This is a genomic window from Burkholderia sp. JP2-270, from assembly GCF_003233675.1.
Lineage (GTDB): Bacteria > Pseudomonadota > Gammaproteobacteria > Burkholderiales > Burkholderiaceae > Burkholderia > Burkholderia pyrrocinia_C.
This window is the reverse complement of record NZ_CP029824.1, coordinates 385,593-401,378: the sequence shown is the minus strand read 5'-3', so window position 1 is coordinate 401,378 and position 15,786 is coordinate 385,593. Positions and strand designations below refer to the sequence as shown.

Annotated in this window: 9 protein-coding genes; 6 read left to right on the top strand and 3 right to left on the bottom strand. The window is 57.7% G+C overall.

Annotation, left to right across the window (positions count from 1 at the left end; translation table 11 throughout):
* Positions 1–11: 11 nt before the first annotated feature.
* From DM992_RS01830 to DM992_RS01820, 3 genes are all read right to left on the bottom strand, one after another.
* Positions 12–545: a DNA-binding protein gene (locus tag DM992_RS01830; RefSeq protein WP_111015457.1), complete on the bottom strand. Its 534-nt coding sequence runs from the start codon at positions 543–545 to the stop codon at positions 12–14.
* Positions 546–877: 332 nt separating this feature from the next.
* The gene (locus tag DM992_RS01825; RefSeq protein ID WP_111015456.1) at positions 878–1,441 is read right to left on the bottom strand and encodes a hypothetical protein; all 564 of its coding nucleotides are present in this window, start codon (positions 1,439–1,441) and stop codon (positions 878–880) included.
* Positions 1,442–1,566: 125 nt separating this feature from the next.
* A complete protein-coding gene (locus DM992_RS01820) occupies positions 1,567–3,747 on the bottom strand; it encodes a P-loop NTPase fold protein (protein WP_111015455.1) in 2,181 nt (726 codons plus the stop codon).
* Positions 3,748–3,995: 248 nt separating this feature from the next.
* Here DM992_RS01820 and DM992_RS01815 point away from each other — a divergent pair, with 248 nt between their 5' ends.
* The 6 genes from DM992_RS01815 to DM992_RS01790 all read left to right on the top strand — a co-directional run bounded on the left by DM992_RS01815 (position 3,996) and on the right by DM992_RS01790 (position 15,785).
* Positions 3,996–4,604: a recombinase family protein gene (locus tag DM992_RS01815; RefSeq protein WP_111015454.1), complete on the top strand. Its 609-nt coding sequence runs from the start codon at positions 3,996–3,998 to the stop codon at positions 4,602–4,604.
* Positions 4,605–5,185: 581 nt separating this feature from the next.
* Positions 5,186–6,682 carry a class I SAM-dependent DNA methyltransferase gene (locus DM992_RS01810; RefSeq protein ID WP_111017767.1) on the top strand — a complete coding sequence of 499 codons (1,497 nt, stop codon included), beginning with the start codon at positions 5,186–5,188 and terminating at the stop codon, positions 6,680–6,682.
* Entirely contained in the window at positions 6,679–8,190 is a 1,512-nt protein-coding gene (locus DM992_RS01805) for a class I SAM-dependent DNA methyltransferase (protein ID WP_111015453.1), read from the top strand. The genes DM992_RS01810 and DM992_RS01805 overlap by 4 nt, the downstream gene beginning before the upstream one ends.
* Positions 8,183–9,391 carry a restriction endonuclease subunit S gene (locus tag DM992_RS01800; RefSeq protein ID WP_025404690.1) on the top strand — a complete coding sequence of 403 codons (1,209 nt, stop codon included), beginning with the start codon at positions 8,183–8,185 and terminating at the stop codon, positions 9,389–9,391. Before DM992_RS01805 ends, DM992_RS01800 begins: the two co-directional genes overlap by 8 nt.
* Positions 9,388–12,372, top strand: a complete 2,985-nt coding sequence (locus DM992_RS01795) for an HsdR family type I site-specific deoxyribonuclease (protein WP_111015452.1) — start codon at positions 9,388–9,390, stop codon at positions 12,370–12,372. Before DM992_RS01800 ends, DM992_RS01795 begins: the two co-directional genes overlap by 4 nt.
* 1,706 nt (positions 12,373–14,078) lie before the next feature.
* Positions 14,079–15,785 (top strand): ShlB/FhaC/HecB family hemolysin secretion/activation protein, encoded by a 1,707-nt coding sequence (locus tag DM992_RS01790; protein WP_204356098.1) that lies wholly within the window; start codon positions 14,079–14,081, stop codon positions 15,783–15,785.
* Position 15,786: the final 1 nt, after the last annotated feature.

Below are 15,786 nucleotides of genomic sequence, written 5' to 3'. Positions count from 1 at the left end.
CGATCGATACGTCAGTCTCGTTTTTCATGCTTTAACCCACTGAGCCAGTTTCGCTTTACCTTGCGCACGTGATCTGCCGTAACGCCAAGTCGCGCGGCGATCTCCGAGCAAACGTGACGACCTTGGATATCCTCGCCATTGCGTCGCCGTCGAGTGAGTTCGGCGGAGATCTTCGTATTGGTCGCCCCTGCAAGTCGCGCCGCTTGTGCTGGCTTGATAGCCTTGCGTCGCTTTTGTTTCGCTTGCTCCTGTCGCTCTCGTTGCTCGGCCTGGAGCATTGCCAGATGCGCTTGCAATATGTCGTGCTGCTCAGTCATTTCGGCGATCTGCGTATGCAGCTCGTTGATCCGCTCAGCCAGCATCGATTCGCTTTCACGCCTAGCGTAAAGCACCACGGCTTCCAACGTACGACTGTTGAACAGCTCATGCTTCATCAACTCTTGTGTCGCGCGCGGGTTGGCCGAATCGACGCATCTGACCAACAAACCGGCGAGCAGTCCCATGGCTTCACCAACCGGGATATTGGGCGGGATAAGATCTTGCATTTGGCCGAACGGGCTTTCGCCTTGATCTGCCGCAAAGGGTTGTGAAGCTCGATGTCGTGCCGCAGCGGCCGCGAACGAGCGTAGACTCCGAGCGAGCGGACTCGCGCGTCGGGCACGGAGCCCGGGACGCGCTGACTTTATTGAAGTTGGGCGAGGTTTATGCGGGTTATGCAATGGAGCACCCTTCTGTGCCGCCACCTTCTGAAGAGTGCCGAGCCAGCCGGCGAAGGTGTCCGGTTTTCGGGTGGCCACCCTAGGCTCGACGGTCGATATTTTCTCACGGGTCGCTACACTGCGCGAATACAGCTTCGGTAGCTACATCCCTCCAAACTTCAACCGAAATCAAAGAAATCGGCTAGTACCAACCCGTTCGGATAATTATGGCGGGAGTGCTTGCCATCGATCTTGATGAGTTCAACCGCTTGTGTGTGCAACTTCTGAATGGTGGTGCGTGGAATATTTGCTCCGTTTTGACCATCTTGTCTCGGATCGATAATAACAACTCGTGTACGCTCTGGATTGAGCTGAGTACGTACTTCCGAGCATACTTCGAGCAAATCCGGCATCAAGTTTGCCGCAAAAGGCTGCAAAGCACACGACACGTTGAACCGACGAAATCCGAACCGCGCAGCGCGTTTCCGGGCACGAGCGATCGTCCCAAAAAAATCGCCGATAGTTTCTTTCCGTTCATGCGGGGATGTCAGACGGATAAACAGGCAACGCTCACGGGATAGCGTAACCAGTTTCAGGCGTTTTTCTGTTGGCACGACCCCCTTGGTTCCGAATCGAGGATCGACGAACATGCTTCGCAGTTCGGTACTCTTCCCGGCGTCCTGTTCGCCTACAACGAATTGGACTCTTTCGACGTGTGGGAGATTGTTGGACGTATCTGGCATCGCATTTCCTACTATGCTATTTGGGGAATATGGAGTGGTTTGCGTTCGCGTGCTCGATGAATCCACAAACACCTCATCCAAGGCGAAATGAGTGCCTGCGCGACTCTACCGGCCGAGCGAGCAAATCAGTCGTCGAAGTCATCAAAATAGAAGCCGTCGGGATCTTTGCCCTCCTTGATACGCTGCAAGCCTTTGAGATATCGGTTGGTGGCAGCCCGTTGGCGGACGGTCAGATCGCCCCGGTTTTGGAGCGAGCGAATTCGAGGTTCCATCGCATCGAGATCCATTAAAACTGCTAGGGGCTCCAGGGATAGCTGGTAGATTTCCGTCGACGAGGTGCCCGAATGACGCATGCCTGTCCTAACGAACTTATCGAGCAAGATCAACAGCCGATCGTCGTCTTCGATCATGGTCTCGAAGACTTCTCGGATGCGGGCCGAGTCACCCCAAGCGCTCCATCGGTAGACAATGTAGTCGAGCTCGGGCATAGATAGAAGTTCTTCGAGGCTGGCTTGGTCTAACCGTTTGCCGACGGTGGCCGCAAAGCGTCCCGGAAAGGTGTCCTCCAGTTCGAGCATCGCTTCGGGAGCCTTCGACGGGTCACGTGTGGCCTCCAATGCCATGTCTGCAAGACCCACGAGTCCCAAAAAGCTTGGCGAAGAGGTTGCAAGGCTCATCAGAAGGTCTTGCCGAGTACGCGGTTCGAGTCGCTTCATTAGTTTGGTTGCCAAACCGAGGATTCGCCAACGGTTGGGCAGTGAAAAGCCACCGCCCCGCTCGTCTCGCTGGCGAAGCAGAAGGTGTGTGTTGGAAATGAGGGCCGTCACTAACTTGACCGTTTGGCCGACCTCGATCTCATCGAAATCACGGAGGCGTTCGATCAGATCGCGAGCTTTGGAGTGGCCATCTGGGAAGACATATTCTTTGGCTTCGAAAAGCAAAGAGGCCATTTCTTCTGGAGTGTCCTGGCTGACCAAGCGATCCAACTCCGCCCGCGTGATGTGTCCGGCCGGTACGCCGAATTGGAAGTAGACGCCAAAGCATTCGGGACTGCAGGGACGAAGCTCTTTGCGCCAATCGCTTTCGTCTCCTGAAACCAAAAAGTGGCTTCCAAGCATCTGGACAACCTTGGGGAAGAGCTTACCAACCAGTGAAACGAGCCACTCTCGCAAGCCCTCCGGAAGCGATTCCCGCCATTTCTCGAAATAGGCCTTCTCAGCCGCCTTCAGGTGATCGAGTTGCGAAGGCCGTCCGCAGAAGAACTCTTTGCCGTCTCGGATGCTGGCGTAGACGGTTGGTTCGAAGACCCGCAGGAACTCTAAGGCGATGATATCGACTGCGTTTACCTCGCCCGCCAAGGGGGGATAAATCACCGAGATCGCATTGAGGATCCGGACGACGTCTCGGGGTTTCTCGATGAAGCGGTCCAGGCCGTCATTGAACACTTCGGCCCAGCGGCCTTGGTCGAACGGGAACGGCATTGGCCGCGAATCGATGATCGCATCCAGCCCCTTGAACAGCTTCTGCTGTAGAAGGCCCTTGTCCACAGCCGGCAAATGAAAGGGAGCTTGGATGATCTTTTCGAGGTACGCCTCGCCGTCCATCCTCAAGGAGGCGGTCAAGGCTTTGGCGACCTCCTCGCGATCGAAGAAGAGGAGGTAGACCACTTCAGGGAAGTCGGCCAGAGCTTTGATCGCACGGAACAAATCCCTAGTCTCGTCGGGCGTAAGCCGATCGATGTCATCGATGAAGAAGACGAAGCGCTTGTCGCTGGCCTTCAAGGCTGCGGCAACCTTCTTCTTGACCTGGGGCACGCCGGTTTTCTCGGTCAAGAATTTCATTCCAGGAATCCACCCGAGTAGCCATGCCAGAGGAGCCTTGATCCAAGAGTATCCAGAATAATCAGCCGCCACCGAGGCAATCTGCTTCGAATACTTCCCAATAAGTTTGGCTAGCGTTCGAACATGTTTCAGCCTGTCCGGCAGTTGAGCGGAGAACTGCTCTAGGAGCTGCGTGGCGATTTGCTCGCGGCCCTCGAACCACCAAGGGTTGAAGTCAACTACGACGGGACGCTTTTCATCCGGCAGCGTCTTTAAATCATGCTTGATGAAGTTCAATAGACTTGACTTGCCACTGCCCCATTTCCCGTGGACGGCCAAGACCAGCCCTTGAGGATTATTGTTAGCAACTATGGCCTGGGCAAGTTGGGACGCGAATGGCGCATACCCAAACTCGTCTTCAGAGGGGTCGGTAAGCGGAAGATCGGATCCCAAGCCCGAGTTGCTTACGGTAGGTTCCTCGTTCATCGAAGCATCCTTTTTAAGAAATTTGCACCCGAGACGCGCGCAATGGTACGACGCCGGTCTCTCGCCGTCCTCGACGTCGATTAATTTCGATTGCGAATTGAGATACTAAAGTCAACGATGCCGTAGGGGTGTCCAAAACCGATCCCTTGCGGACAGGGGCATTTTGCCCTGTCCGTAAATAAGGGTTGAAATGTTTTGGACATTGTCTTATATTCGGACAACCATTTCGTACAGATTGGGTGCCCGATATGTCCCGAACCTTTGCCTATGCCCGCGTCAGTACGTCCGACCAGACCACCGCGAACCAGTTACGAGAGATCGAGGCGGCCGGCTTCTCGGTCGACAAGCGCCGCGTTGTGTCGGAAAGCATTTCGGGGAGCGTAAGCGCCGATCAGCGGCCGGGGTTTGCGCAGTTGCTCGTCAAGATGGAAGAAGGCGACGTGTTGATCGTGACGAAGCTCGACCGACTCGGCCGCAATGCGATGGACGTGCGGGCCACGGTCGAGGGATTGGCCGAACGCGGTATCCGGGTTCATTGTCTCGCCCTGGGCGGCGTAGATCTGACGAGCGCGGCCGGCCGGATGACGATGCAGGTGTTGAACGCGGTGGCCGAATTCGAGCGGGATCTGTTGATTGAGCGCACGCACGCTGGTATCGCTCGCGCGAAGGCGGAAGGTAAGGCGATGGGGCGGCCGTCCGCCCTGTCGGACGAGCAGCGGGCGGACGTGCTGCGCGAGTTGGACGCGGGGGCAAGCGTGGCCGCGCTTGCTCGGCGATTTGGCACGAGCCGCCAGACGATCATGCGGGTACGCGATGCAGTCAAAGCGGCGCGCGCCGTTCAACTCGCGCCCTGCTAGAGCCCGGCTCGCTGGGTGGTGGAGCGAGCAGCTTAAAGGCGCGAGGCGGCGCATGCGCGGTTCCGGGTTAGATATCGGTCCGCATTGCCCAAATGGCAGCACTCAAAAGTGCGTCATGTCTCTCATCTGTATAAAACTGGACCAGACCAAGCAGACAGTGTCAGGTTGTCTGGCTTAGTTCGGCCATGAAGCGACATTTCTCTTGCGTGCCGGGTGGCCGGTGTTGGGCCCAAAACGAACGCCGAAAAAACACACGCTGCCGCAGGCAGATGCTATGTGGCATGACGACGCGATGCCTTTACAATTCGGCAGTCGTCGTGGTCCCAGACGCTGTTCGGTGAGATTTCCTGGACGGAGAGAAGTTTTGCCGTAAAGCGCGCCAAACTCCGGACTCGTTTTTGGTTGTGCAACGTGCAGTCCGGCTCGATCAGGTACGGTGGAGCCGTAGACTCCAACATCACTGGCGGACAGCCCATCTGCTGCCACGGGAAACGTGCAGCCTGACCCGGTTTCGCTGGGACGGAGCATAGAAAAATGACTCTGAGCGAATGTTCGCGGCGCTAAAACGAAGGACTAAATCTTTGAGTTTTCCTGAAATCACACTAAGTCGGCTGGAAAGCCACCTTTGGGAGTCTGCGAATATTCTGCGCGGTCCGGTGGATGCTGCTGACTTCAAGACCTACATCTTTCCGCTGCTGTTCTTCAAGCGCATCTGCGACGTCTGGGACGAGGAATATCAGGAGATCGTCGATGAGACCGGCGATGAGCAACTGGCGTGGTTCCCGGAATCGCACCGCTTCCAGATCCCCGAGGACTGCCACTGGAACGATGTTCGCACCAAGGCAAGCAACGTCGGTGCGGCATTGCAGCGTGCGATGCGCGAGATCGAGAAGGCCAACCCAGACACCCTCTATGGCGTGTTCGGTGACGCGCAGTGGTCCAACAAAGACCGGCTGTCGGACGCGCTGCTTAAAGACCTGATCGAGCACTTCTCCAAGCTGCCGCTCGGGAACCAAAATGTCACGTCCGACCTGCTCGGCGATGCCTACGAATACCTGATCAAGAAATTCGCCGACGCAACCAACAAGAAGGCGGGCGAGTTCTACACCCCACGCAGCGTGGTGCGGCTGATGATCGACATGCTCGACCCGAAAGAGGCCGAGACCATCTACGACCCGGCTTGTGGTACCGGCGGCATGCTGTTGGCCGCTGTGCAGCACGTCAGGGAGATGCACGGCGACGTCAAGCGCCTGTGGGGCAAGCTGTACGGTCAGGAAAAGAACCTCACCACCTCGGCCATTGCCCGGATGAACCTGTTCCTGCACGGCATCGAGGATTTCCAGGTGGTGCGGGGCGACACCTTGCGCAACCCGGCGCTCTTCGATGGCGACCGGCTCGCCACCTTCGACTCCGTGATCGCGAATCCGCCATTCTCGCTGGAAAAGTGGGGGGAGGATCTGTGGGTGAACGATCCGTTCGGGCGCAACTTTGCGGGGCTTCCACCCTCGTCGAGCGGCGACTTCGCCTGGGTCCAGCACATGATCAAGTCGATGGCCGATGTGACCGGCCGCATGGCCGTGGTGCTACCGCAAGGCGCGCTGTTCCGTAAAGGTGTCGAGGGCAGCATCCGCCAAAAGCTGCTGGAAATGGATCTGGTGGAAGCCGTGATCGGGTTGGCCCCCAATCTGTTTTATGGCACTGGCTTGGCGGCTTGCATCCTGGTACTGCGCAAGCGGAAGCCGACGAAGCACAAGAAGAAGGTATTGATCGCAGATGCATCGCGTCTGTTCCGCCGGGGTCGCGCGCAAAACTATCTGGAGCCCGAGCACGCCGCCGAAATCCTCGGCTGGTATCGGGGCTTTGCCGACGTGAAAGACGCGGTACGTGTGATCAGCCTCGACGAGATCCAAGCCGAGGACTGGACGCTCAATATATCTCGTTACGTTCTTCCGCCGCTGCGAGAAGACATCCCGCCGCTGCCGGAAGCGATCGCGGCGTTCAAGGACGCGCTCAGTCGCTGCCGGGAGGCCGAAGAACGGCTCGCCCATGTCATGGCCGAAGGGGGGTGGCTGAAATGAGCCGCATTACTCAGCAAGAACTCGAGAGCTACCTGTGGGGCGCCGCCGTGCTTCTGCGGGGCCTGATCGACGCGGGCGACTACAAGCAGTTCATCTTCCCGCTGCTGTTCTTCAAGCGCGTCTCGGACGTCTGGGACGAAGAATACGAAGCAGCCTTGGCCAGTTCCGGCGGCGATCTGTCCTACGCCCAGTTTGGCGAGAACCACCGCTTCCAGATCCCCGAAGGCGCCCACTGGAACGATGTGCGCCAGACCCCGAAGAACGTCGGCGCCGCGATCCAAAAAGCCATGCGCGCCATCGAGTCGGCCAACCCCGACCTGCTCGACGGCATCTTTGGTGACGCGCCCTGGACCAACCGTGAGCGCCTGCCGGACGAAACGCTCAAGAACCTCATCGAGCACTTCTCGACCCAGACCCTGTCGGTCGCCAACGTGCCCGAGGACGAACTCGGCAATGCCTACGAATACCTGATCAAGAAGTTCGCGGACGATTCCGGCCACACGGCGGCTGAGTTCTACACCAACCGCACTGTCGTTCACCTGATGACGCAGCTACTGGCACCACAGGCGGGCGAGTCGATCTATGACCCCACCTGCGGCACTGGCGGCATGTTGATCTCTGCACTTGATGAAGTGAAACGCTCCGAAGGCGAGTACCGAACGCTCAAGCTCTACGGGCAGGAACGCAATCTCATCACCTCATCTATCGCCCGCATGAACCTGTTCCTGCACGGCGTGGAGGACTTCGAGATCATCCGGGGTGACACCCTGGCCGACCCGAAGCACATAGAGGGAGACCGCCTGCGCCAGTTTGATGTGATCCTGGCCAACCCGCCATACTCCATCAAGCAGTGGGACCGCGAAGCCTGGACGCAGGACAAATGGAGCCGCAACTTCATCGGCACCCCGCCACAGGGCCGCGCTGACTATGCCTTCCAGCAGCACATTCTCGCCAGCCTCACCGTCAAGGGCCGCTGCGCAGTGCTCTGGCCGCATGGCGTGCTGTTCCGCAACGAAGAACAGGCCATGCGCACCAAAATGATCGAACAGGACTGGGTCGAAGCCGTGATCGGCCTCGGGCCCAATCTGTTTTACAACTCCCCGATGGAGTCGTGCATCCTTATCTGCAACCGCAAGAAGTCCGCCGCGCGCAAGGGCAAGGTGATCTTCATTGACGCGGTGAACGAAGTCACCCGTAAGCGGGCGCAAAGTTTCCTGAAACCCGAGCACCAGCAACGCATTCTGGACGCCTTCAAGGCGTTCGCCAATCAACCCGGCTTCGCCAAGGTGGCCGCCCTGGCCGAGATCGGTGCCAATGCGGGCAACCTGTCGATCCCGCTTTATGTGAAGCGCGTCGTCGCAGCGCCCTCCGCCATCGACAGCGAGGCGGTGTCGCTGCGCTCCGCATGGGACCAATGGCAAACCGAAGGCCGTGCGTTCTGGCAGCAGATGGATGCGCTGGTGGAAACGCTGGATGGACTGATCACGGAGGACATCGAGCGTGCCTGAGAATAACAAGAATTCGAAGCCGGGCTGGAAGGCTTGGCGATTCGATCAAATTGCTACCAACGTCAATGTCCGCATCGACAACCCGTCCGAGTCAGGGATGGAGCACTACGTTGGCCTTGAACACCTGGATGCCGACTCACTGAAGATCCGCCGCTGGGGCACGCCGGACGACGTTGAAGCGACCAAACTGATGTTCAAGAAGGGAGACATCATTTTCGGTCGCCGCCGAGCTTACCAGCGAAAGCTGGGCGTCGCAGAGTTCGATGGAATTTGCTCGGCACATGCAATGGTGCTACGTGCCAAGCCCGAGATTGTGCTTCCGAAATTCCTGCCGTTCTTCATGCAGAGCGATCTGTTCATGAACCGTGCGGTGGAAATCTCTGTTGGCTCTCTATCGCCCACGATCAACTGGAAAACGCTTGCGTTGCAGGAGTTTGCGCTGCCTCCGACTCGTGAGCAAGAGAAGCTTGTCGAGCTATTTGCCGCCACAAACGAGGTGATCGAGAGCTATCGCGAAACCATCAAAGCAGTTGCGGCTGCTCGCCAGGCGTTTTTGGCCAGCTGTTTTCCTGAAGACCTGTCGATGTGTGGAAGGCTTACCCAATACGCATCTGTTCGTCGCTTGGATGAGTTGGCAGAGGTCAGGACAGGATTGGCCCTCGGCAAGAAGCATGATGCTAAGAAGCTTGTGAATCGCCCATATTTGCGAGTTGCAAACGTTCTTGAGGGGGGGCTCGATCTTTCGGAAATAAAAACAATAGATGTTCGACCAGAGGATTTGGAGCGGTACGAACTGCGTAAGGGCGATGTCTTGATGACTGAGGGTGGAGATTTCGACAAACTTGGTCGCGGAACCGTTTGGCAGGGGCAGGTAAAGGGTTGCCTTCACCAGAACCACGTATTTGCCGTTCGACCCGATGCAGATCTACTTCTACCAGCCTATCTAGCCGCCATCGCGCGCAGCCCACATGGGAAAAGGTATTTCCTTTCATGTGCAAAGAGGACTAGCAATCTCGCTTCCATCAATAAAAAGCAGCTCAGCAGCTTCCCGGTCATATGGGTTCCTTTGGATGACCAAGAAAAGGTCGCTGACCAGGCCGGCAGTTATGACTTGGCTGAAGAGAAGGCACGTGAAAGGCTCGTGCGTGCAACCGCGTTTTGCTCCGGCCTTCTGAAATCGTTGTTCGGAGGTCACTCATGACGTTCACTGAGTCCAACACTGTCGAAGCCTTTGTCCGCGACCTTCTCGCCGGTCCCGTCAAGGCTGTTCCTGCGAGTACGGTCCAAGAGCCCCTCGCCAGTTATGGCCCCAGCCCCAAGGGCATCGGCTGGCGCTACGCGGCGCCGGCCGAAGTGCCGCGTCAGATCCAGGAAGTGCCGGTCGAGCCGTGGTTGCGCGATGCACTAATTCGCCTAAATCCGGAGATCGCAGCCCAGCCTGACCGAGCGGATGAAGTGCTCTACAAATTGCGCGCCATTGTGCTGTCGGTGCGCTCGGATGGTTTGATCCGCGCCAATGAGGAAATGACGACCTGGATGCGCGGCGAGCGCACGATGCCCTTTGGCCAGAACAATGAGCATGTCCCGGTACGGCTGATCGACCTGGAAGACCTGTCGCGGAACCAGTACATCGTCACCCAGCAGTTCACTTACAGAGCCGGCCCTACCGAGCGCCGCGCTGATCTGGTATTACTGGTGAACGGGCTGCCGCTGGTTCTCATTGAGGCCAAGACACCTGTCAAGAAGTGCATCAGCTGGGTTGATGGCGCGGTGCAGGTGCATGACGACTACGAGAAGTTCGTCCCCGAGCTGTTCGTCTGCAATGTGTTCTCGGTGGCCACTGAGGGCAAAGCCTACCACTACGGCTCCGTCGGTCTGCCGGTGAAGGATTGGGGGCCGTGGCACCTGGATGGCGGTGATGCGCAGCACCACCCACTGAAGTCGCTCAAGCTGTCTGCTGAGAGCATGCTGCGTCCGCATGTTGTGCTGGACATCTTGGGCAGCTTCACACTGTTTGCCACGGACAAAAAGAAGCGTCGCATCAAGATCATCTGCCGCTACCAGCAATACGAAGCAGCCAACAAAATTGTCGAGCGGGTGCTGGCGGGCTACCCCAAGAAGGGACTGATCTGGCATTTTCAAGGCTCGGGCAAGTCGCTGCTGATGGTGTTTGCTGCGCAGAAGCTGCGCATGCACGCCGGTCTGAAGAATCCCACGGTGCTAATCGTGGTAGACCGTATCGACCTCGACACCCAGATCACCGGCACCTTCACGGGCGCAGACATCCCCAATCTGGAGAAGGCCGACAGCCGCGAGAAACTGCAGCAACTGCTGGCGCAAGATGTACGCAAGATCATAATCACGACGATCTTCAAGTTTGGCGAGGCGACCGGCAACCTGAACGACCGCAGCAACATCATCGCCCTTGTGGATGAGGCGCACCGCACGCAGGAAGGCGACTTGGGCCGCAAGATGCGCGAGGCCTTGCCCAACGCATTCCTGTTCGGCCTGACAGGTACGCCGATCAACCGCGCCGACCACAACACCTTCTATGCCTTTGGTGCCGACGAAGACGAAAAGGGCTACATGAGCCGCTATGGCTTTGAGGAGTCGATTCGCGACGGCGCCACGCTGAAGCTGCACTTCGAGCCGCGCCTGATTGACCTGCATATCGACAAAGCCGCCCTCGACGCCGCCTACAAGGATTTGACCGGGGGCCTCTCGGACCTGGACAAGGACAATCTCGCAAAGACCGCTGCCAAGATGGCCGTGCTGATCAAAACTCCGGAACGCATTCGCAAGGTCTGCGAGGACATCGTTCAGCACTTCCAGACCAAGGTGGAACCCAACGGGTTCAAAGGCCAGATCGTCACCTTCGATCGCGAGTCCTGTCTGCTGTTCAAGGCCGAGCTGGACAAGCTGCTGCCACCGGAAGCCACGGACATCGTGATGTCGGTGCAGGCCTCCGACAAGAAGGAGCACCCGGAGTACGCCGTCTACGACCGCACCCGCGACGGGGAAGAACGATTGCTCGACCGCTTCCGCGACCCGGCGGACCCGCTGAAGCTGATCATCGTCACGGCCAAGCTGCTGACCGGCTTCGATGCGCCGATCCTGCAGGCGATGTATCTGGACAAGCCTCTGCGTGACCACACGTTGTTGCAGGCGATTTGTCGGGTGAATCGAACTTACTCTGAGCAGAAGACCCACGGACTGATCGTAGACTACCTCGGCATCTTCGATGATGTGGCGGCGGCGCTGGAGTTCGACGACCAGAGCGTCAAGCAAGTGGTCAGCAACATCCAGGAGCTGAACGACAAGCTGCCGGAGGCGATGCAAAAGTGCCTGGCGTTCTTCACCGGTTGTGACCGCGCTCAGCAAGGCTACGAGGGCTTGATCGCCGCGCAGCAGTGCCTGCCCAACAATGAGGTGCGTGACAACTTTGCCGCCGAATACAGCTTGGTCAACAGGATCTGGGAGGCACTGTCACCGGACACCGTGTTGCGGCCGTTTGAGCAGGACTACAAGTGGTTGTCGCAGGTGTACCAGTCGGTCCAGCCCTCTAGCGGCCACGGCAAGCTTATCTGGCATTCACTCGGCGCCAAAACCATCGAGCTGATCCATCAGAACGTGCATGTGGACGCGGTGCGCGACGACCTGGACACCTTGGTCCTCGACGCAGATCTGCTGGAAGCCGTGCTGTCGAATCCTGATCCCAAGAAGGCGAAAGAAATTGAGATCAAGCTCAAGCGCAGGCTAAGAGGGCATGGCGGCAATCCGAAGTTCAAGCAGCTTTCCGAACGCCTCGACGCTTTGAAAGACCGCTTCGAATCCGGCCAGATCAACAGCGTGGAATTCCTGAAGCAGTTGCTGGAGATCGCCAGGGAGACCCTGCAGGCCGAGAAGGAAGTTCCGCCCGAGGAGGACGAGGATCGCGGCAAGGCGGCCCTAACCGAGCTGTTCAACGAGGTCAAGACGGCCGAAACGCCCATCATTGTCGAGCGGGTTGTGGCCGACATCGACGAGATTGTTCGGCTGGTGCGCTTTCCCGGCTGGCAAGGCACGCAGGCGGGCGAGCGCGAAGTGAAGAAGGCCCTACGCAAGGCGCTCTTCAAGTACAAGCTGCACACTGACGAGGAACTGTTCGACAAGGCATTTAACTACGTCCGCCAGTATTACTAAGACTAAGGGCGTGCATGGGAACCACGTACCAGCGACTCGTCGACGCCGGCCGCCGCCGGGCATACCGAATGCGATGCCTGTCCGTCTCAAATCGGTCTGGTACCGGCCAGCCATGTCTTTTGCCTGGTGGGCCGAAACGGGTCGATCACGGCCCTTGATGAGGTGACGTCCAGGCAATCTCAGACCTGATCTGCCTCCGACTGAGAGATTAGGTCTGGACTTGCACATCTCGGTCCCCGAATCACCAATCTTGTCGCGATTATGCCGCGCTTGCTCGCGCCAATCACTGACGTGATGCGACGGTTGCAAAGTAACTTTTCATTGAACACAAGGCCAGCTTTTGCCGTTGCATCGGGGAGGGCTGCGGCACGGGAGTTTCTTTGCGCGCAGCGTTCCAGACCGCAGGGTGCTTCTCGACACGGCTGGCGTCATGCGATGTATTTGCCGGCTATCTCCAACTTTGTCTCCAAGTAAATGTGTGTTTTGGAGATACACTTGGAGATAGTTGGACCCTTGACCAGTAAGGCTTCCGGGGTGATTTGAGCATATATCTCCAAATCTCCAGAAGTTTTCTGTTCGGGCGGCCGACGATCGGCGACTTACGCCACAATTTTTCGCTCAATGACCTCATCCGCATGGGCTCACCCGATTGGGGGTATGTTTGGGGGTTCATGTTCCAACCGTCGATTTCATTTTCGTTTTGAATCAATGGATTGGATATAGATTGTTGATCCTGCAGCCACCAAATAAAGTCAAAGGGTTACGAGATTCTGTCTCGTAGCCCTTTGTCGTTTCTGGCTTCGTGTAGGCATTTTCCGTCAATTCGGATGCGCGCCATCCGCCCAAGGCCTTCCATCCATGCCGTTACGTGCGCGCTAGCTGGTGACTGCGACTCTCGGGGACCTCCGGTGACGTCGGCCAACTCAGGCACCCTGTCGACGCAACCCGTCCGCCCTCCGTCACCATCTGCGTAAAACGCAGATGGTCAAGCCGCTGGTATCGCCCCAAAGTATCGACAAGGCGGCATGACCGGCAACGAAGATAAGGGCGATCGCGACCAGCGCGGCGGTGTGCGAAGTGGGTGAGATTCACGAAAACCCTCGAGCGGTGCTATTTGGAAATTCGTCAGTGGGCCGCGCGTGCATAGCCTCATGAGGCGAGTTTTGGCGTTATGCCGATCTTATGTTGTAAATAGGATACACGCGAGCAGAAATGGAATCGCGTAGTCGCAACGAGGCGCCTTGAGAATTGATGGTTGCCTGAAATGTCAATCCAATTTATTTGAGATAGCGGTTGGTTGTTATCCGCTTCGTGATTTTACGAGGTGTTTGCCGATCCCAGGTTTGATAGTGGAAATACTCGCGAAGGGCCGTAAATTGCGTGTGTTTTTGGAAGGTTGTAGAAAAATCAATGGCTGGATTGTTGTCGGTAGGTTCCGGGAGAGGCATGCCCAAGCGGGTTGCGTAGAGTCTCAAGGTTTCATTTCTATCTGAGATTATTTATTGCAAAACGTCAAATTTCTATTTGTTTTAGAGTCGATTGGCGATTATTTCCTTGTCGGAGTGGGCGTTTATGAAAAGATGTCCGGTGGTGAGGCAGCACTGATCGACAGGTGATCTAACACCGGCCTTTCAGTTTCTGACACTGTGCTTGCAAATATTTCGATAAATTACGGCGCGAGAGACCAACCATTACGCCGCTAACAAGTGAAGAATCGAGAAACTTCGGCAGCGTTGATTTCGGCGTTGGCGAGCGTTTCTGCGTTAGCGCAAGGCGTTCCGCCGTCCGAAATTACGTCTGGCCCGCAAATCCAGCGTTTGCAGCAGCAGCAACTTGAGGCCACCAAGGAGCTGAATCCGCGTCCCAATGTGCTGACACCGGCCGGAGAAAAGCCAGCGGCAGCCAACATCACGAGCCTGCCGCTCGATAACCCGTGTTTTCCGATCAAGGAAATCGCGCTGGAAGACAATACGTTCGGTTGGCTTGCGCGCTTTCTCCAACCGGTCGTGGGGCAATGCGTCGGCAAGACCGCACTCAAGCAGATTCAGGATGCTGCCAATAATGCGCTGATCGAGCGCGGTTACGTGACATCTCGCGTTCTCGTGCCGACGCAATCGTTGCAATCGGGCACGTTGACGCTGCGTGTCGTTCCGGGACGCATCAGCGAGGTCCGAGCCGACAAGCCCACGATCGGTTGGTTGCGCGCGGCGCTGCCGACTTCAGGCAGTGCGCTGTTGAACCAGCGCGACATCGATCAAGGGCTGGAGAACCTGCGTCGTCTGCAATCCCAGTCCGATGCTACGTTCGACATCGCGCCCGGTCTTAATCCGGGAGACTCCGAGCTCGTCTTTCACCCCGGAACGGGCAAGCGCTGGCATGCCGTTATCGGCACGGACAACGCGGGTCTTGATTCGACGGGCAAGTACGAGCTGTCCGGCTCGTTCACGTTCGACTCGCCGTTTCACCTATACGACCAACTGCAAATTGCCGGCACGACGAATGCGAACTTCGGCGCATCGGACAAAGGCAACCAGTCGGTGTCTGCCAACTACAGCGTGCCGGTTGGCTATGCGATGCTGACGTTGAACGCGAGCCGCTCCCGCTATAAGCAGACGGTGGCCGGCTTCGATGCGCCGATCGAATACAGCGGCGTGCAGTCGCAGCTTCAGGCCGGCCTGTCGGGCGTGATCTATCGGAACGCACACGCGCGTACGGAGGTCCACGGCAACCTGTTCCACAAAATCAGTCGCAACTCGCTGGATGGTGTCGACCTTCCCGTGCAGCATCGCGACATCATCGGCTACGAACTCGGCATCGCACATCGCCAGTACATCGGCAATGTTGTCCTCGACGGCTCGTTTTCCTGGCGCGCATCGCTGCCGGGCCTGTCCAGTAATTCGGGTACGGTGGTTGGCACGCCCGACTTCGACGGCAAGACCCAGGTCGAGTTAGCGAGCATCAGCGCCCAGGTTCCTTTCAAGATCGGCAGTCAGGCGTTCTCGTACCAGTTCGGCTGGAACATGCAGAACGCGCGTACGCCATTGACCCCTTCCGACTATTTCACGATCGGCACGCGTTATGCCGTGCGCGGCTTCGATCAGCAACTGACGCTGGCCGCCGAGAGCGGTTGGGTGGTTTCCAACGAACTCGACTGGTATGTGCCGACGCCTGTCGGCACGCAGGCGCTCTATGCCGGCGTCGATGCCGGGCGCGTGCGAGGGCCCGCTGCACAGTACCTGCTCGGCGAAACACTGGTCGGCGCCGTCGTCGGCGTGCGCGGCAATCTCGCACCGAAGAACGTGCTCGGTGCCGCACTGAATTACGACGTGTCGCTTGGGTTCCCCTTGTCGAAGCCCCAGGGCTTCAAGACGAGTTCGCCGACGCTGCTGTTCCAGGTCAGCACATTGTTCTAAG